This is a genomic window from Idiomarina baltica OS145, assembly GCF_000152885.1.
Classification (GTDB): domain Bacteria; phylum Pseudomonadota; class Gammaproteobacteria; order Enterobacterales; family Alteromonadaceae; genus Idiomarina; species Idiomarina baltica.
In genome coordinates this window covers 187,674-207,467 of record NZ_CH672408.1, presented here as the reverse complement: position 1 = coordinate 207,467, position 19,794 = coordinate 187,674, and the positions used below count along the sequence as shown (strand labels likewise).

The following is a 19,794-nucleotide window of genomic DNA, read 5'->3' as shown; positions in this document are numbered from 1 at the left end:
CGCAAACGCAAATCTTTAATTAAGCCACTGCCATTAATATCACTGATACCATTCTGATCAAATTCAAATCTCAAATTAGGATGCGTCGTGTCGATTAAATAGCTACGATCGTCTATTTCAATGACGATATGTCGATAGGGCTTATCTGGTTCAAACTCACCGCGCGTATAAACACTGACCTGGTGACTACCGATCGACAGGTCGAATGATGTGAAAAAGCCATTAGCGAATTCCGCGACGTAAATTAAGCCCTCATCATTAATAATTACATTAAGAATATAATTGGGCGGTACGGAATCGGTTCGTATTTGAGATTGGCCGGCTTTAAATATGTGGGTATCAAAGTGTTTGGTATAAGAAAAACCAAAGTTAATCGCTTCCTTGCGGCCCGAAGGATAGGTCAGCTCACCTTTTCCTTCTACGCGCCAGTCTGCTGCAACCGCATTATGAGGCACTGCTGCGAAGAGCAGTGTGGGTATAAGTAATAGCTGGAGCAAGTAGCGCATCATCAATACTAGACCTTTAAGAATTTATTAAAGGTCTAGTATTGAACGATTTTAAAACGTGATCAAGTGGTCAAATTGACTGCTATGAGTGTGAATATTTACTCAATACGCAGCATGTCACGAATTGACGTTGACAACATCAACCTTAAGCGTGAGATGTTGTCCAGGCTGCAAGTACCGGTTACGGCTTATATTATTCCATTGCTCAATTTGAGAAATAGTAACATTAAAGCGATTAGCGATGCGTGCTAACGAGTCGCCGCTACGCACCTGATATACGATGGTGCGTAAGATACCCGTCGATTTAGGTGAGCTATCGCCTTTTTGCCAAATGACTAGCTGCTGTCCTGGTCTTAGATAGTCGCCGGGTGCCATCGAGTTCCAACTAGCTAACTCTCTAACGCCAACATTAAACGCGCGAGAAATATCCCACAACGTATCACCAGAGCGAACGTCATAGTTTATCTTTGACTGACCATATTGCTTATCTTGTTTTGCTAAACGGCGCTGATTAGAAGATAAGGTGTACTGCTCAAGGTCTTTTGTCGCAACTGGAATTAACAAGTAATCGCCCGCGCGAATCAAGGCTCCGTTTAAGTCGTTGACACTCTGAATCACATCAACAGAGGTGTTGTACTTTTTAGCTATCGTCAGCAGGCTTTCGCCGGTACGAATTTTATGGCGCTTCCAGCTGAGCCAATCTTTAGGATCGGTTTTCTTAATGGCGCTTTCGAAGATACTCGCATTCGGTTGTGGTAGCAGCAAACGATGAGGTCCATCGGGAGCCGTAGCCCAGCGATTATAAGCTGAATTATAGCGGTGTAGCGTTTCGAGCGGTAATTCAGACATTTCGGCAGCGCGGGCAAGATCGATTTGTCCTGGTACCTCAATAACGTTGAGTTGCGGCTGGTTTTCTATCGGATACCAAACGATACCGTACTTGTCTGTGTTTGCTAAAATATCAGCAAGAGCAAGCAGCTTGGGCACGTAAGCGCGCGTTTCTCGCGGCAAATCTAAGTGCCAAAAATCAGTTGGTTCGCCTTTACGCTTGTTGCGTCGGATCGCAGCTGCTACGCGACCTTCACCCGAGTTATAGGCAGCGAGCGCATGTAACCAATTACCATCAAAGTAATCATGCAGTGCTTCGAGGTAGTCGAGTGCTGCTTTAGTCGCCGCGTAAACATCACGGCGGCCATCATACCACCAATCAATTTTAAGACCGTAATGGCGCGCCGTAGACGGAATAAATTGCCAAACCCCCGATGCACTACCATGACTGTATGCGAAAGGGTCAAATGCACTTTCAACAATCGGTAGTAGGGCAAATTCCATCGGCATCCCGCGCCGATCAATTTCCTCAACGATTAAGTGCAGAAAGGGTTCGGCTCGCTTACCGACGCGTTCAAGATACTCGGGGTGACTGACATACCAATTTCGCTGTGAATTCACTCGAGCATTGTCGGGTACATCCAACGCGAGTTTCATGCGAATTCGTTGCCATAAGTCGTCGATTGGCACAGGTTTAGCGTTTTTGCTCTCATGTTCGGTCGAGCTAGCTTCGACGGGAACCGGTTGTAACTCGTCAAGATTGAGAGCCGTATCGGTCACTGGTTCGTGCGCTTTTTCATTGACGCTGACATCTTCACTTGGATGCAAAATAGACGTCATTTGGCAACCCGACAATGTTAGTAAAGAGGCGCACAGCAACGAGCTCGTTAAAAAGTTATAACGTACATTCATGATTAACTTCTTTAATAATGTTATAATATAACGTGGATATACTACGTGACTACGCGTTATCTTTCCACTCTCTAATGATGCCAAACACGTCTTCTGAGGAACTTAGTGTCTGTTCAGCATAATCACTCGCCGCTTGGCGAACTGCTGACTGGTCAAACCGTAAAAACGGATTAATTGCCAGCTCCAATTGGAGCGTCGATGGCAATGTGATCTGATCGTTTTGACGCATGAGCTTTATTTTTTCTAAGTAACTTTTTAAAACTGCATTGTCGGGTTCGACAAGAGAGGCGAAGGTTAAGTTCGCTTGCGTATACTCATGTGCGCAAAAAACACGCGTCTCGCCTGGTAGGCGACGCAGTTTATCAAGTGACGAAACGAACAACTCGGGGGTGCCCTCAAACATACGGCCGCAGCCGCCAGAGAACAGCGTGTCACCACAAAAAAGTGCTGTGTCACCATAGAAGCTAATATGATCTAGGGTGTGACCCGGCGTGGCTAAAACGTCAAACCGTAAGCCAGCGATCTGAACTGTATCGCCCTCCATTACAGCGTAGTCAATGCCCTTAATAGCGGGATTGTCAGGACCGTAAGATGTCGCTGGGAAGCGCGCTTTGAGTGCTTCAAGCCCACCCGTATGATCATGATGATGGTGTGTAATGAGGTAACCAGCGATGTCCTTTTTATTCGCTTTTAACCATTCAATGACCGGCTTGTCATCACCCGGGTCGACAACGACAACACGATCCTGAGTGGATTCGATTAACCAAATATAATTATCATCAAAGGCTTTAACAGGATGTACTCGCATACTCTGGGTTTCCTCGCTATGATTATGCGTAGACTCTAGCCTAACACAAAGGTCGGCCCTTGTTTATTCAACCCGCGTATCGTCGTACGAAAATGCAGGAACCCGATGACTGGGACCAACTTGCGAACGGACAGATGATTCAGTCCTGTGTACAACAACAACTGGACGACTCTCGCAAGCATTGCCTTAACGGCACGACGGTTACGCTTGGTAACTTGGCTCAACAACTGGATGTCAGTGGCTTTACGCTGGGTCGACCGATACATATCTGTCAAATTCAGAAGCCAGCAGAAAAATGTCATGGGGTTCGCGCGCACTATACTCAGTTGCCGATTAAAAATGAGTCGGTGGACACCTTGGTTTGTCCGTTTGTATTAGATTTTTCGGCCGATCCACACCAAGTATTGAGAGAAGCGCTACGCGTATTAGCGGATGACGGTACTCTGATATTAGCGGGCTTTAACCCGTTGAGCCCTGCTATGTTGAGCGGGCTCTGGCGCAGTCAGCGATGGTCATTCCCGTGGCAAGGACGGTATTTCAGCCAAGCACGCGTTAAAGACTGGCTGTCGTTGCTGGGATTCCGAGTGGAGCGGCAACGCTATTTTATTGGGCATTTTCTTGCAAAGCAGGATGCCGAGTTCGGTGGCTACAGTGAGTGGCTATGTCAACGCTGTTCGTGGTTAAGTGCGGGTTACTGGTTAGTTGTAAAAAAATCATGTTATATAAAACCACAGGTCAACAAATCGAGAAAAGAGCGTTTAAGCTTGACACAAGCGTTACCTGCGGCGAGAGTAAAACAATCTGCAAATTGGTATTTTGAAGAGAGGTAATTATGGTAATTGATGCTAAAAAGCTTTGTCAGACGGCAAAAAACAACGTAAATGAAGTAACCACTGAGCAACTTCAGCACGCATTGCGGGACGGCGCGCGAATTATTGATGTGCGGGAACCGGCTGAATTTACTCAAGGGCATATTCGTGAAGCTATTAATATGCCTCGTGGTGTCCTTGAGATGCAGCTTAATCAGCATCCCGATGTTGCGGGTTATGATGACGCGCTTGATCGTATTGCCGAAAAGCCGTTGTACCTAATCTGTCGTTCAGGCGGACGTTCTGCGCTCGCAGCTGAAAGCTTACAACGGATGGGATTCACGCAAGTGTATAGCGTGGACGGTGGCATGAACGCATGGCAAGAAGAAAAAAGACCCGTTGTTGCGGGTGTCGAATAAGCACCGAGGTTATTCGGTGCTAAAACCCGTATCGACTTGGGTCGGGTTTTGTTCAGCTGCGGCGCGCGCAAGCTCGTCGCAGCGCTCGTTTTGCGGATGCCCTGCGTGACCTTTCACCCACTCCCATGTCACTTTATGAGCAGCAATGGCTTGGTCTAACTGTTGCCACAAGTCGACATTTTTAACGGCTTTTTTATTTGATGTACGCCAACCATTGCGTTTCCAGTTATGAATCCATTGCTCAATGCCTTGCTTTACATATTGACTATCGGTGGTCAGAATGACATCGCAGGCTCTGTTAAGGACTTGAAGGCCCTTAATGCAAGCAAGAAGCTCCATACGGTTGTTGGTCGTGCACTGATAACCGCCACTGAGCTCCTTATGATGTTGACCGTACTCGAGTACGACACCGTAACCACCAGGACCAGGATTGCCCAGGCATGAACCGTCTGTAAAAATATGTACTTTAGCCATGCGACTCACTGTAAAATAAACTGAAACCGCGAGTATATCAGGAATCAAACACTATGCGTCAGATCGTTTTAGACACCGAAACTACAGGCATTAATCCCGATGACGGACATCGTATCATTGAAATCGGGTGTGTTGAGTTAATAGATAGAAAGCCGACGGGAAACCACTTTCACGTTTATATTAATCCGGAGCGCGTGGTTGAGGATGAAGCCATTGCGGTGCATGGTATTACGAACGAATACCTCGCGGATAAGCCCGTTTTTGCACAAGTGGTTGATGCATTTATTGATTTCATCAAAGGTAGCCAGCTTGTAATCCATAATGCGCCGTTCGACGTCGGCCACATGGACGCTGAGTTTAAGCGGCTCGGCAAGATGTACGGCAAGACATACGACTACTGCGATGTACTCGATTCACTTCAATTAGCGCGTGAAAAGCGTCCGGGCCAACGCAATAGTTTGGACGCATTATGCAAAGCTTTTCATGTCGATAATTCTGCTCGTGAATTACATGGCGCTCTGCTCGATGCCGAGATCCTCGCGGATGTCTATTTGGCGATGACGGGCGGGCAAACAGCGTTGAGTTTGCACGGTCAAAATCAAGACAATGAGAACCAAGAACCGGGCGCCATTGCGCATCAAGCAATAAAAAATCGTCCACAGCTAAAGGTTTTACGCGCAACAGCCGATGAAGAGGAACAACATCAACAGCGCTTAGCGATAGTAAAATCTGAAGGTGGTGCGTGCCTGTGGCTCGATTCGTAACAACGGTATTACTGGGACTTTTATTAACTTTTAGTAGCCAACTACTCGCACAGTCGGATCAAGGCAACGCGCAAAACAATAGCGAACCACCGGCTAAGCTTGACGTAATTAATGATCCGATGGCAAACCGCTTGCCCATTGAGGGACAGCGATTTCGAATTGATGACAAAATCAAACAGATTACGTTGCTGTTCTTCCGAGAGCGCGGCAGTGCGCCGCTCATACTAATAAAACCCGATGGCAGTAAATGGTATGAAACACGCCATCCTATCGAACAAGTCACTTGGTATACTAACGAAAACTTCGACATGATCCGCATTAAGGATCCGATGCCTGGACCTTGGCAAGTCGCAGGACGAGTCGACGAGCAAAATGAAGCGGTTATCGTCTCAGATATTAAATTTAAAGCAAAACCGTTACCTTCCCCACTTTATGAAAATGAACAAATAAAGGTCGAGGGCACGCTGTACAACGGGGACGTTCCTGTTGAGACTGCTCGCTTTCATGAGACGGTATTACTTGATGTGTTATTTATTAGCACCAACAATTCTAGCTTCGACAATTTTGGCGTTGCACCTAAGCGTGTGGGTCAGTTTTCAGATGATGGCAAAGGATATGATGAACAAGCGGGTGACGAGGTGTTTACCAGTCGGTTCAAACTAACTATTCCGCCCGGCGAATACATGCCAACGTACGAATTAACCACGCCACTTTATGATCGCTCGTACGAAACTTCTGCTGTAGTCGTTGAGCCAAGTCCAATCACCATGAGTGTTAAGCAAGCGAATCGAGCTGAGCAGGATCATCAACTAATTTTAACTATTGATGGCGATCGTGTTGAATTGAGCAGCATGGCGATTAATGGAACGGTGGATTTTCCTAATGGTGAAAAGCGCGACTTTTCATTAACGGAAATAGAAGCGAACACCGTTAATATTCCTATTGCAAACCTCGATTTTGGCCGCCATCTCATCGATATGACGATTTTTGCGACAAATAAGCAAGGTCGAGAGTTTGAGTTAGTGATCGATGACTATAGCTTTATTTCGAAACGTCCTGACAAGAGTACCTTAACGAAAGCGGAGCAATTTGCAGCTAAACGAGCCGCGTTAGAACAGCAGCGGATAGAAAAGCAACGGCAAATTGAGGAGCAAGAGTCGCAAGCGGTGGTGAATTTAGTCATTATTGTGGCGATTAATGTGATCTTGGTACTACTCGGAGTGAGTGCAATTTGGTTCCGAAAGAGACGAACTAAGTCGGCAGCAACGGATAGTCATGATAAAAATGATTAAAAAACGTCTCATCTGGACATTTAACAGTCAAACGAACGGGAAAATATAAAAATCTTTAAAAAAAGGGTTGACTGAATCGGTGGTCACTCGTAATATTCACGCCGCGTTGAGGGGGCAACCCCCAACACAGTGACTTAGTGGAGCGGTAGTTCAGTTGGTTAGAATGCCGGCCTGTCACGCCGGAGGTCGCGGGTTCGAGTCCCGTCCGCTCCGCCATTAAGTCACGCACACTCTGAGAATGTGGAGCGGTAGTTCAGTTGGTTAGAATGCCGGCCTGTCACGCCGGAGGTCGCGGGTTCGAGTCCCGTCCGCTCCGCCACTTCTCAAAAATTAAAGTCCCACGTTGGGGCTTTTTTTTTGCCTGTAATTCATGCCTTCCTAGCACTAGTCGAAAAAAAACGCCGTTTGAGCGTTACGCGCTTGCCACTGTTACAATATAACCATAAAGTAAAGAAATTAAATATCACAATAACAAGTTAGGAGATAACTATGCGTAAAACGCTCGTAGCCGTTGCTATTGGTACAGCGCTATCGCTCGCCGCATGTAGCGATGCTGAACAACAGAACCAACAAACTTCACAACAAGCTGAAACCGCGCAAGCGGAACAAGCGAGTAAAGACGTTGCTCAACAAAATCCATTTTTTGAGCCTAGCCCACTGCAGTATCAAGCACCTGATTTCGATGCGATCAAATTCGAACATTTCGAACCTGCATTTGAGCGCGGCATGAAAGAGCACATGGAAGAGATTGAAGCAATTGCTTCAAACTCAGAAGCGCCTACCTTTGAGAACACCATCGTTGCGATGGAAAAATCAGGCCAGATCCTGAATCGTGTAAGCGCTGTGTTTTATAACCTTTCATCTTCAAACAGCGACGATCAAATTCGTGATTTGCAAGTCAAGTTAGCGCCGAAAATGTCAGCGCATAGCGATAATATCTCGCTCAACGCAGACTTGTTTGCACGCATTAAAACTTTATATGACAAGCGTGAATCACTGGATCTAGATACGGCTTCTTTACGTTTGCTTGAAGATACTTACAAAAGCTTTGTACGTTCAGGTGCACAACTCAGTGATGCGGATAAACAAAAAATCCGTGATATCAATGAGCAGCTATCAAGTCTCACTACCGAGTTTCGCAACAACTTGATGAACCTGACACAAGAAAATGTTATCTACGTTAAGGATAAAGCGGAGCTGGCAGGTTTGAGTGATAGCCGTATTCGCTCGTTAGCTAGTGCTGCTGAGAGTCGCGACCATAAAGGTGAGTATGCCATTGTATTAACTAATACCACGCGCCAGTCGATTCTAGCAGAGCTCGAAAACCGTGAGTTACGCCAGCGTGTATGGGAAGCTTCAGCTAACCGTGGCACTGGGAACACGAAAACAGACCAACGTCCTCTAGTTAAGAAACTCGTTGAGTTACGTGCTCAGAAGGCGAGTTTATTAGGCTACGATAGCTGGGGAGATTACACCTTAGAAACCAATATGGCAGGTAACCCAGAGGCCGCACAAGACATGCTACGTGACTTGGTTCCAGCGGTTGTATCGAACGTTGAGCGCGAAGCGCAAGAAATTCAAGCAGCTATCGATGCAGACGGTAAAAACTTCGAACTGAAGCCGTGGGATTGGTTCTACTACGCTGAGAAAGTGCGTGAAGCTAAATACGCAATCGATGGCGAACAAGTTAAACAATACTTTGAATTCAACCGTGTGTTAAAAGATGGTGTGTTCTATGCGATGAACCAGCTGTTTGGCATCACATTTAAAGAACGTGATGATATTCCAGTTTATCATCCTGACGTTGAAGTCTATGAAGTGTTTGATGTTGATGGCTCAAGCTTAGGCCTGTTCTATGCCGATTACTATGCGCGCGAGAGCAAGCGTGGTGGTGCTTGGATGAGTTCATTCCGCAGCCAATCAGAACTGCTTAATCAAAAGCCTGTTATTCTCAATAACATGAACATCACAAAAGCACCAGAAGGTGAGCCGACCTTATTGAGCTTTGATGAAGTATCCACGATGTTCCACGAGATGGGTCACGCGTTACACGGGATGTTCTCTGATGTGAAATACCCGTCACAAGCGGGTACTAACGTACCGCGCGATTATGTCGAGTTCCCATCTACGTTCCAAGAAGACTGGACTTTGAATCCTAAAGTAATCGCTCACTATGCTAAACACTATGAGACCGGCGAGCAGATTCCACAAGAGTTGCTTGATAAAGTACTTGCGGCACGTAATTTCAACCAAGGTTTTGACACCTTAGAGTACGTTGCGGCGGCATTGCTCGATCTGGAATATCACACAGTACCGGCGGGAGAAGATATTGGTGATGTGGGCGAGTTCGAGCAAAAAGCCCTTGAAGAAAATGGTGTAGCGGTTGAAGCGGTGCCACCGCGTTATCGTTCGACCTATTTCGCACATGTCTTTGCAGGCGGCTACTCTGCTGGCTATTACGCTTATATGTGGAGCGAGGTGCTTGCAGCAGATGCATTTAAGTATATGAACCAAAATGGTGGTTTGACGCTAGAAAATGGTCAAGCATTCCGTCGCGATATCTTATCTCAGGGTAGCAGTAAAGATCCGATGCAGCAGTACATCGATTGGCGTGGCCAAAAACCGACTGTTGAAGCCCTGCTTGAGCGTCGTGGTTTGACGGAACCAAAAGTTGACTAAAAACATTTAGTAAATCTGTAATATAGTGCTGTAAATAAAAGCCACTGGCGTTATGATCGCCAGTGGCTTTTTCATTTATCGGCAGGGATATTACAAGCAATGACAGAAAAAATTGTCGTGGTTGGAGGCGGTGCAGGTGGTTTAGAGTTGGCGACCCAATTAGGAAGAAGTTTAGGGCGCTCGGGTAAGGCAGAAGTGTTATTAGTTGATAGAAATAGCACGCACGTTTGGAAACCGTTACTGCATGAGGTTGCATCAGGTGCGCTTGACTCGCGACTCGCAGAACTTGATTACCGAGGACAAGGAGCTCGTTCTGGCTTTCGGTTTATCGTGGGCACGCTGGAAGCCGTTGATAAAGACAATAAAACCATTACTTTAGCGGCGATAGAGGAAGAAGGCGAGGAAGTGCTGGCACCACGCACTTTAAATTATGACAAGCTTATTCTATCCGTCGGTAGCGTCACTGCTGATTTTGGTACGCCAGGCGTCGCTGAACATTGCTACTTCCTCGACTCAACGGCGCAAGCCGATGCTTTTCACCATCATCTTTTGAACGAATTCTTGCGTGTTAACCAGGCACTCGAAGATGGTCATGATGTCACCCTAGACGTCGCTATTGTAGGCGGCGGTGCCACCGGTGTTGAACTTGCTGCTGAACTAGTACATTCCGTGTCTCTGCTGTCAATCTACGGTTTAGGCCACCTCACTCGCGATCGACTGAATATCACGTTAGTTGAAGCAGGTAAGCGCTTATTACCCGCATTGCCCGAGCGTTTATCACAATCGGTGCATAAAAAGCTTAATAAACTCGGAGTAAAAGTGCTGCTTGGTAACCCCGCCAAGGAAGCCCAAAAAGGTCAGTTGGTACTTAATGATGGACAAAGTATCAAAGGCGATCTAATGGTGTGGGCAGCCGGGGTTCGAGCACCTGATTTCTTGACGGAATTGGGTCTGCCAACGCGGAAAAATAATCAGATCGAAGTTGACTCGTTCTTACAAGCAAAAGGTGCCGATTCAATTTATGCATTGGGCGATTGTGCCGCCTGTGCCATTGATGAAAACCGCTTTGTCCCACCGCGTGCGCAGTCGGCTCATCAAATGGCTGACTGTCTTTATAAAAATATCCGTCGCATGCAAAAAGGCAAAGCGCCCAAAGCATTTAAGTACAAAGACCGTGGCTCATTGGTGTCGCTCAGCCGATTTTCGGCCGTAGGGAACTTAATGCAAAGTAAGAGCTTATCGATGTCTATCGAGGGCACGTTGGCGCGTTATGCTTATGCGAGTCTCTACCGCATGCATCAACGTGCGTTACACGGCTGGTGGAAGATGCTGCTCGTTATTGCTGTGGATAAGCTGAACCACGCGGTTAAACCCCGTTTAAAACTGCACTAAGCATGTACTTGAATAGCCCGATAAGGCAGAATATCGGCTTAATGTTTAGCATGCAGTTTACCAATTAGGTTTTTAATGGCAGCAGATACTTCTTTTGTTCATTTAAGAATTCACAGTGACTTTTCAATGGTGGATGGGCTGACTAAAGTGAAGCCCATTTGTCAGCGTGTGGCGGACATGAATATGCCCGCTATGGCGCTTACCGATCAAATGAACTTTTGTGGTCTGGTGCAATATTATGGCGCAGCTCACAGCCAAGGTCTCAAGCCGCTTATCGGGGCTGACTTATGGGTATGGGGGGACTACCCCGAAGGTGAGATTTTTCGCCTGACCGCATTGGCAATGAACAATGATGGATATCAGCAGATTATCCAACTCATTTCAAAAGCCTATTTGCGCGGTCACGTGCAGGGCAAGCCGGTGATTGATAAAGCCTGGCTGGCGCAGCATAACGCCGGCATCATTCTGCTCTCGGGCGCGCGCGAAGGGGATATTGGCCGAGCGTTGTTGAAAGGTCATCAGGAACCTTTGCAAGAGAGCCTGGCGTTTTATAAGCAATACTTTCCTGAGCGATTTTATCTCGAGCTTATTCGTACCGGTCGCGCAGAAGAAGAGGCGTATCTGCATAGTGCGGTTCAACTCGCGGCAGAGCATGACTTGCCGGTAGTCGCGACGAACGAAGTGGTATTCCTCGAAGAAGAGAACTTCGAAGCACACGAAATTCGAGTCGCTATTCATGATGGCTATCAACTCGGTGATAAGCGACGTCCGAAAAAATACTCACCACAACAGTACTTGCGCAGTGCTGAAGAAATGCACGAGCTGTTTGCCGATTTACCCGAAGCGTTGGAAAACACCGTTGAAATCGCAAAACGTTGTAATGTCACCATTCGTTTAGGTGAATATTTCCTCCCGGCGTTTCCCACAGGTGATTTAACTGAAGGTGACTACCTCGTTAAGGTTTCGCGCGAAGGTTTAGAAGAACGACTAGAATTTTTATTTCCCGACGAGGCAGAACGTCAAGCAAAACGTCCTCCTTACGATGAGCGCTTGCAAACCGAACTCGATGTCATTAACCAGATGGGGTTCCCGGGCTATTTCCTTATCGTCATGGAGTTTATTCAGTGGAGTAAGGATAACAATATTCCTGTGGGGCCGGGTCGTGGTTCAGGTGCAGGCTCGCTAGTCGCTTACGCGTTAAAAATCACCGATCTCGACCCGCTCGAATTTGACTTACTATTCGAACGTTTCTTGAATCCAGAACGGGTTTCAATGCCAGACTTTGATGTCGATTTTTGTATGGATCGACGCGACGAAGTGATTGACCATGTCGCAGAACTGTATGGGCGCGACGCGGTATCACAGATTATTACCTTCGGTACGATGGCCGCTAAAGCCTCGATTCGAGACGTAGGGCGTGTGCTGGGTCACCCTTACGGCTTTGTTGATGGCATCTCTAAATTGGTACCTGGCGATCCAGGCATGACGTTGGCAAAAGCCTTTGAGCAAGTGCCCGAATTGGGCGAACGGTACGATGCCGACGAAGAAGTCAAAGAATTGATAGATTTCGCTCGTATCTTAGAGGGCGTGACACGTAACGCAGGTAAACATGCGGGCGGCGTGGTCATTTCGCCGACCACTATTACTGACTTTGCCGCACTCTATTGTGATGACGAGGGTAAAAACCCGGTTACTCAGTTTGACAAGAACGATGTGGAATCGGCGGGACTCGTAAAGTTTGACTTTTTAGGGCTACGGACATTGACCATCATTCAATGGGCATTGGATATGGTTAATGCACGCAAGAAAGAGGCGGGCGAACCGCTCATTGATATCAACGCAATTAGCTTAAATGACAAACAGTGTTTTGATGTGCTCAAACGCGCTGAAACAACAGCCGTTTTTCAGCTCGAATCAGCTGGAATGAAGAAGCTGATTTTGCGACTGCTACCGGATAGTTTTGAGGACATCATCGCGTTGGTAGCGCTGTTCCGACCGGGCCCTCTCGAATCAGGTATGGTTGATAACTTCATTGATCGTAAGCACGGGCGAGAAAAAGTATCTTATCCCGATGAAACGTATCAACACGAGTGTCTTGAGCCGATACTCGAGCCAACTTATGGCGTTATTCTATACCAAGAGCAGGTGATGCAGGTTGCCCAGGTGATGGCAGGCTACTCGCTCGGTGGTGCCGACTTGTTGCGTCGTGCGATGGGTAAGAAGAAACCGGAAGAGATGGCGAAGCAGCGAGAGGTATTCCGCGAGGGCGCGCACAACAATAATATCGATCCCGAGTTAGCGATGAAGATCTTCGACTTGGTAGAGAAGTTTGCCGGCTACGGGTTTAATAAATCTCACTCGGCCGCGTACGCGTTAGTTTCTTACCAAACTTTGTGGATGAAAACGCACTATCCTGCTGAATTCATGGCAGCGGTCATGTCGGCGGATATGGATAACACCGATAAAATCGTCACCCTAGCGGATGAATGCGAACGCATGGGCTTAGTGTTGCTTCCTCCGGATGTTAATAAAGGGGTGTACAAGTTTACCGTCGATGATGAACAACGCGTCGTTTACGGTATTGGCGCAATTAAAGGCGTGGGTGAAGCACCGATTGAGGCCATTTTAGAGGCACGTAATGAAGGGGGTCCATTTACGGACTTATTCGATTTTTGCTGTCGTGTCGATCTCAAGAAACTCAACAAACGTGTTTTAGAGCGTTTGATTCGTGCCGGTGCGATGGATAGCTTAGGTCCGCATCGTGCCAGTTTGATGGCTTCCCTTGAAAAGGCAATGCGGCAAGCTGTGCAACACCGTCAGGCTGAAAGCATTGGACAAGCTGATATGTTTGGCGTGCTCACGACAGAGCCTGAAGCCGTTGAGCACGAATTTGAAAAAGTAAAACCTTGGCCTGAAGCGGTATGGCTCGAAGGAGAGAGAGAGACCCTAGGTCTGTACTTGACTGGACATCCTATTAACCGCTTTCGAGCAGAATTACAGCATTACGTGGTCGGGCAGCTTGCTAATGTTAATGAGACCCGTAAAAACGAATACGTGGGAGTAGCCGGCTTGGTAATTGACGTTCGTGTGATTACCAACAAACGTGGGCAACGCTTTGCGATTGTTACATTAGACGATAAAAGCGCACGTATGGATGTGATGCTGTATAGTAATGAATACGATAGTTACCAACACGTGCTCGAAAAAGACAGAATTTTGTGGGCAAAAGGTGAGGTACGATTTGATAACTTCTCTGGCAGTAATAGAATGGTCGCCAGAGAAGTAATGACAATTGAGCAGGCGCGTGCCAGTTTTGTTAAACATTTGGCGATCACGGTGACCGGTGAACAAATTGAAAAGGGTATGACTAAGCGTCTCGCTGAGACAATGCGACCCTTTGCACAAGGCACCTGCCCAGTAAAAATTCATTACCGAGGCGAACGCGCGTTGGCCTCGATGAACGTTGGGGCTCAGTGGTATGTTGAGCCGACTGACGAACTAATACATCATTTACACGATCTACTGGGTGAACAGTGGGTCACGCTCGAGTTTTAGAGGAAACATTAAATAATGAGCCTAAACTTTTTGGATTTTGAACAACCGATAGCCGAACTCGAAGCCCAAATTGAAGAATTAAAGAATGTTGGCGAACGTGGTGAGCTTGATATAAATATCGAAGAAGAGCTCCAACGGCTTAAGCAAAAGAGCAAAGAGCTGACCGAGAAAATTTTCTCTGAGTTAGGCGCTTGGCAGGTTGCGCAGTTAGCGCGTCATCCTCTGCGTCCTTATACACTGGATTACATCAAGCGCATTTTTACTGAGTTTGATGAAATGGCAGGTGATCGTGCTTACGCAAACGATGAAGCGATTATCGGTGGTGTAGCGCGACTTGATGGCAGACCCGTGATGGTTATTGGTCAGCAAAAAGGGCGCGAAACCAAAGATAAGATACGTCGAAACTTTGGTATGCCAAAACCTGAAGGCTACCGAAAGGCGTTGCGCTTAATGGAGACGGCTGAGCGTTTTAATCTGCCCATCATCACTTTTATCGATACACCGGGCGCGTATCCCGGGATTGGCGCAGAAGAGCGTGGCCAGAGTGAAGCGATTGCGCGTAACCTGAAAGTCATGGCGCGTCTTACTGTACCTATCGTTTGCACCGTAATTGGCGAAGGTGGCTCCGGTGGTGCCTTAGCGATTGGTGTCGGTGATCGCGTGAACATGCTGCAATACAGCACGTACTCTGTTATCTCGCCAGAAGGCTGTGCGTCTATCCTATGGAAAAGCGCATCAAAGGCCCCGCTTGCAGCAGAAGCGATGGGGGTTACCGCAGATAAAAGTAAGTCATTAGGCTTAATAGATACGATTATTCCAGAACCTCTGGGCGGTGCGCATCGCAACATGGACGAAATGGCGGACCGATTAAAGGCGCAACTAAACAGTGACCTTAATGACTTAGTGGGTCTCGATAAACAACAATTACTCGATAAGCGCTATCAGAAGTTGATGTCTTTCGGCTATTGCTAATCAGTCATTATGAAGAGCGATACGCTGTATTCTAAATTCCAGCACAGTTTACAGCGCTTACATCTAGTGCCCGGGCAACAACTCGTTGTTGCCTTGGGTGGTGGTGCCGATTCACAAACCGTACTCGACTGTTTGAACCGATTCAGACAAGCGAACCCGCAATACGAATATCTCGCTATCCATCTCGATCACCATTTTCATCCTCAATCTCCGGCTTGGGCAAAAACGATTAAAGGAAGTGTCGAAAGTTATGGTATGGCGTCTCACTTTGAAGACCTCATCTTTATAGAGAAAAACCGAGTATCGAAAGAGGCCATGGGGCGTGAGCGGCGTTATCAGCGTTTGGCAGAACTCACGGCAGATAATGCCATCATTTTGCTAGGACAGCATCGAAACGACCAAATTGAAACCTTTTTATTGCAATTGAAACGAGGCAGTGGGCCCCGAGGTCTCGCATCGATGGCTGAGGTCCAGCCATTTGTTGGTCAACGGAAACTGGTACGGCCGTTACTCGAAGTCAGTAAACAAGCTATCCTGAAGTACGCGCATGAGCACCAGCTAACTTGGATAGAAGATAATACCAATTATGATACGCGCATCGAGAGGAATTATCTGAGGCACAAAGTAATACCTCAATTAGAGCAGCGCTGGCCACAATTCGGGCAAAGTGTGCTGCGTTCAGCCGCGTTATGTGCAGAACAAGATGCTTTACTCGATGAGTTGCTAGCCGACAAACTTAACAACGCGTGGTGCTCTCATGCATGGCTAAATATAGGTTTAAGTTTAACGGAACTCGCTCATTTTTCTGAACCACTACAGCGCGCTGCGATACGCTATTGGCTGACACACCAGACGGGATGTGAACGCATGCCGTCGCAAGCTCAATTGCATCAAATTTGCCAACAAGCACTGAGCGCTGCAAATGATGCAAAAGTCGCCGTTAACCTGGCCTCCGGCTGTGTATATAGGTTTGCTAATGCGCTTTGGTGGTTTGAACACGCTGACCAAGAGATGCACATGTCAGGCCACCGTGTGCAGTTACCGCACCCTTATGGCGAGCTCGTTTGGCAACTAAACGGCGCGCGTGTAGATGAAAACTCACCTGTGTTAGCCCGTCTCACCGATCTGTCTGCGGAATTGAAATCAATCAAACTATACCAGCCCGAGCGCGACGGCGGTAAACCCATTCGGGGGTGGTTAAAGCAAGCGCGCATTCCGTGGTGGTTACGAGAAGAATTACCGATTATTCGTTCCGGGAGTTGGTTGTGGTTACCCGGAGTCGGATGGCTGAATCAAGTAAGTGGTGAGCAACCTCCGCTCATCATTAGCATGCAGCAGGGCGATGAGGACTAACATCGCTACGTCCTTCATAAAAATGACGTGCGCCACCTGCATGTTTCGCCGCATACATATTTTCATCAACTTGCGCTAACACCTGTTCAGCGCTCAAATAAGGTTGAATGCAGACCGATCCAGCACTGAGTTTAATATCATATCGGTTTATCAATCTGTGTTCGCATAATCGTTGTTGCATTCGTTTAAACGTGTCGTGAGCGGCACGTAATGAGGTGTGCGGTAATATAAGCAGAAACTCATCACCGCCATATCTTATCGCGGTGTGATGTTGATCAATTTCATCGCCGATGATTGCGGCAATTTGTTGTAAAATAGCGTCACCAACATCATGACCTTCGCTGTCATTGACTTGCTTAAAGTTGTCTAAATCGATCATCATTAACGTATGCTCATGCTGCTCAGCGGAATGAATGAGCTCGATGATACGCGACCGCACGATAGTTCGATTGAATAGTTGTGTCAGTGGATCACGAGCGGCGAGTTGACTCACTTTGTGAAACGCTAATAAATTCTTAAGTGGAAAGACGAGATGTGAGTGTATTTTTTTTAACCGCATTTTTTGAAGAAACGAAAGCGGTTGTGAGAACGTGTAAGTCATCTGTCCGAGTAACTGATCATCAGCGTAAACCAACACCGCATGTTGGTATTTTGGTTGACCCTGCCAAAGGGCAATAGTGTGCTGTAGAGATGGGCTCTCGAAGCGGATGGAATGGATTGGCACACGCTTATGCAAATGCGAACCATAGATTATAAAGAACTCATCAACGTTCAAGGTCGTTTGTAGTCGCTCGGAGAGAGAACGCGACCGTTGCCAATCTTCACGACGTGACAGATGACTCGATAATTTCTGTGGCATGCTGCATTGGGTGTTTGGTTTTATCGTTATTTTATTCAACATGACGACGACTTAACTGAAATAAAAATAGATTTAAGCAAAATCTATGCCGCTTAGAAAAAAGCGTAATAGTATCAAAAAGTTAAATTAGTAAAACGATTGTCATCCAAACAGTGTTATTATTTTGACAGGATGAAAATAACGATAAGGAGCAGCCTATGTACGGTACATTTGCCAGTTTACTGATGTTACTTGCAGTGGCCGTGGTTCTGGTTTGGGCATTTCGACGCATAAAGCTACCCGCTATTTTGGCGTATCTTACCGCGGGTGTGATTGCAGGACCCGACGTAATGGGTTGGATAGCCGATCCAAACGAGTATCACCTGATTGCTGAACTGGGTATTGTACTGTTGCTATTCTCGTTAGGTCTTGAATTCTCGCTACCGAAAATGCTCGCTATGCGGCGTTGGGTATTTGGCTTAGGTTCGGCTCAAGTGCTTGTTTCACTGGCCTTATTCATGGGCCTAGGACTTTGGTTGCTTGATAGCCCAACAGCCGCACTCGCTGTAGCTGGAGCGCTGGCGCTTTCGTCAACCGCAGTGGTGATAAAACAGCTCAGTGAAAGCTCGCAAACGGCAACGCGACGCGGACAAATGACCGTTGCCGTATTGTTATTCCAAGATATCGCGGTCGTTCCGCTATTAATAGCTATTCCTTTGTTAGCTGGTCAAGGCGGCGAGAATATCGCTTACAGCCTATTGCTTGCGCTATTAAAAGGCGCTGCCGTGATTACTGTACTCCTATTAATTGGCAAGTGGGTGTTGCCGTTTCTATTTAGAGAAATCGCCCGGCAGCGCACTGACGAATTATTCGTCTTAGCAACGCTTTTAGTGGCGTTGGTTGCTGGCGGTTTGACGCACTTATTTGGTCTGTCGATGGCGCTGGGGGCCTTTTTAGCCGGTATGATGCTTGGCGAAAGTAAGTACAAACATCAACTCGAAGCCGATATTCGCCCTTTCCGTGACATTTTAATGGGACTGTTTTTTACCACCGTCGGTATGCAACTGTCTCTGCATGCCGTGGTATTTGAGTTTCATTGGATAGTCGCCACTTTGCTGGTTATGGCGTTGATTAAGGTATTATTGATTCAAGGCGTAGCGCGCATGATGGGTGAACACCGACGTGATGCATGGGCTGCCGCGGTTTCGCTGTTTCAGATGGGTGAATTTGGCTTCGTACTTGTCTCTTTGGCGGCGTCTTACGGGCTTTTAGAGCCTCGGATCAGTTCCATTCTGATTGGTGTGGGTGTGTTAAGTATGGCGATTACCCCATTAGTCATTCAAAAGCTACAGCCTTTGGTCGCGTTCTTGGCACACGATGAAGGTGATTCCTCAGGTATTCACTCGGATCAAGCCGAAGAGGAACAAGCGGCTCCGGCACTTATATGTGGGTTCGGACGGGTTGGGCAGACGGTATCACGCTTCTTGGAAGCCGAAGGTATTAAACATGTCGCGATCGACAATGATCCGATGCGTGTGCAAGAAGCGGTTGCAGGGGGCGCGAAAGTGTATTTTGGTGATAGCGCTAAGCGCGATATCTTGCGTGCCGTTGGGGCGCAACATGCGCCATTAATCGTGATTAGTTATGCCGATGACACCTATGCGATAAAAACACTAAAAGAAATCCGTGCCATGAACGAAGACGCTTTTATCTTAGTGCGAAGCCGCGATGATAGCCGTCTGACTGCGTTGCAAGAAGCCGGCGCTTCACAAGTTGTGCCGGATACGCTAGAAGCGAGTCTGATGTTGATATCGCATGTGCTGAACCGCTCCGGCGTGCCTATTCGTCGCATTCTCACGCGCCTAGAACAAGAGCGACGTAACCACTATGGCGATATGCATGGCTTTTTCCCAGGCTCGCATACGGATATGGATCCCGAACGGTTAGAGAAACTACAATTTTTACACGCCGTGCCGCTACCTCAACACGCATGGGCGGTTGGTAAGTCGGTCGAAGATTTAGACTGGTCTAAACGTAATGTAGAGCTTAAAGCTATTCGCCGTGATGATGTCGAAGTGACTGATTTAACAGATCAAATTGAGTTAGCAGTCGATGATGTTGTGTTGTTAAGTGGTAAACCGGCTGCGGTGGAAGCGGCAGAGCGGTGGTTACTTGAGGGGTAACACGGGTTCA

General features: G+C 47.2%; 15 protein-coding genes and 2 tRNA genes. 12 read left to right on the top strand and 5 right to left on the bottom strand.

The annotated features are described in order from the left end of the window. From OS145_RS11570 to gloB, 3 genes are all read right to left on the bottom strand, one after another. Positions 1-509: hypothetical protein (locus OS145_RS11570; protein ID WP_006956695.1), on the bottom strand; the 509-nt coding region annotated here is incomplete at its 3' end. 114 nt (positions 510-623) lie between these two features. After that, positions 624-2,246: a LysM peptidoglycan-binding domain-containing protein gene (locus tag OS145_RS11565; RefSeq protein WP_006956692.1), complete on the bottom strand. Its 1,623-nt coding sequence runs from the start codon at positions 2,244-2,246 to the stop codon at positions 624-626. Positions 2,247-2,295: 49 nt separating this feature from the next. After that, positions 2,296-3,054 carry a hydroxyacylglutathione hydrolase gene (gene gloB / locus OS145_RS11560; protein WP_006956690.1) on the bottom strand — a complete coding sequence of 253 codons (759 nt, stop codon included), beginning with the start codon at positions 3,052-3,054 and terminating at the stop codon, positions 2,296-2,298. A 59-nt stretch (positions 3,055-3,113) separates the two neighbouring features. On the opposite strand from gloB, the gene OS145_RS13055 reads away from it, so the two are divergent. Beyond that, entirely contained in the window at positions 3,114-3,884 is a 771-nt protein-coding gene (locus OS145_RS13055) for a class I SAM-dependent methyltransferase (RefSeq protein WP_006956688.1), read from the top strand. A 2-nt stretch (positions 3,885-3,886) separates the two neighbouring features. Further along, entirely contained in the window at positions 3,887-4,282 is a 396-nt protein-coding gene (locus OS145_RS11550) for a rhodanese-like domain-containing protein (protein WP_006956686.1), read from the top strand. A 9-nt stretch (positions 4,283-4,291) separates the two neighbouring features. Here the strand turns inward: OS145_RS11550 and rnhA are convergent, their stop codons facing one another. Next, entirely contained in the window at positions 4,292-4,756 is a 465-nt protein-coding gene (gene rnhA, locus OS145_RS11545) for a ribonuclease HI (RefSeq protein WP_006956683.1), read from the bottom strand. Between the two features lie 53 nt (positions 4,757-4,809). Here rnhA and dnaQ point away from each other — a divergent pair, with 53 nt between their 5' ends. From dnaQ to tilS, 9 genes are all read left to right on the top strand, one after another. Continuing rightward, a complete protein-coding gene (gene dnaQ, locus OS145_RS11540; protein WP_006956682.1) occupies positions 4,810-5,520 on the top strand; it encodes a DNA polymerase III subunit epsilon in 711 nt (236 codons plus the stop codon). Beyond that, on the top strand, positions 5,505-6,812 hold the full coding sequence (locus OS145_RS11535; protein ID WP_006956679.1) for a TIGR03503 family protein: 1,308 nt from the start codon (positions 5,505-5,507) through the stop codon (positions 6,810-6,812). The genes dnaQ and OS145_RS11535 overlap by 16 nt, the downstream gene beginning before the upstream one ends. A 139-nt stretch (positions 6,813-6,951) precedes the next feature. After that, positions 6,952-7,028 (top strand) — tRNA-Asp (locus tag OS145_RS11530). Between the two features lie 26 nt (positions 7,029-7,054). Next, a tRNA-Asp gene (locus OS145_RS11525) sits at positions 7,055-7,131 on the top strand. A 170-nt stretch (positions 7,132-7,301) separates the two neighbouring features. After that, positions 7,302-9,491 carry a M3 family metallopeptidase gene (locus OS145_RS11520; RefSeq protein ID WP_006956676.1) on the top strand — a complete coding sequence of 730 codons (2,190 nt, stop codon included), beginning with the start codon at positions 7,302-7,304 and terminating at the stop codon, positions 9,489-9,491. Positions 9,492-9,590: 99 nt separating this feature from the next. Continuing rightward, entirely contained in the window at positions 9,591-10,883 is a 1,293-nt protein-coding gene (locus OS145_RS11515; RefSeq protein WP_006956674.1) for an NAD(P)/FAD-dependent oxidoreductase, read from the top strand. Between the two features lie 75 nt (positions 10,884-10,958). Next, entirely contained in the window at positions 10,959-14,438 is a 3,480-nt protein-coding gene (dnaE, locus tag OS145_RS11510) for a DNA polymerase III subunit alpha (RefSeq protein ID WP_006956672.1), read from the top strand. Positions 14,439-14,453: 15 nt separating this feature from the next. After that, entirely contained in the window at positions 14,454-15,410 is a 957-nt protein-coding gene (gene accA, locus OS145_RS11505) for an acetyl-CoA carboxylase carboxyl transferase subunit alpha (protein ID WP_006956671.1), read from the top strand. Positions 15,411-15,419: 9 nt separating this feature from the next. After that, a complete protein-coding gene (gene tilS, locus OS145_RS11500; RefSeq protein ID WP_006956670.1) occupies positions 15,420-16,763 on the top strand; it encodes a tRNA lysidine(34) synthetase TilS in 1,344 nt (447 codons plus the stop codon). On the opposite strand, the gene OS145_RS11495 is transcribed toward tilS, so the two are convergent. Then, entirely contained in the window at positions 16,735-17,664 is a 930-nt protein-coding gene (locus OS145_RS11495) for a GGDEF domain-containing protein (protein ID WP_083773275.1), read from the bottom strand. The two genes, tilS and OS145_RS11495, sit on opposite strands and share 29 nt — an antisense overlap. Before the next feature lie 155 nt (positions 17,665-17,819). Here OS145_RS11495 and OS145_RS11490 point away from each other — a divergent pair, with 155 nt between their 5' ends. Continuing rightward, the gene (locus OS145_RS11490) at positions 17,820-19,784 is read left to right on the top strand and encodes a monovalent cation:proton antiporter family protein (protein ID WP_006956667.1); all 1,965 of its coding nucleotides are present in this window, start codon (positions 17,820-17,822) and stop codon (positions 19,782-19,784) included. Positions 19,785-19,794: the final 10 nt, after the last annotated feature.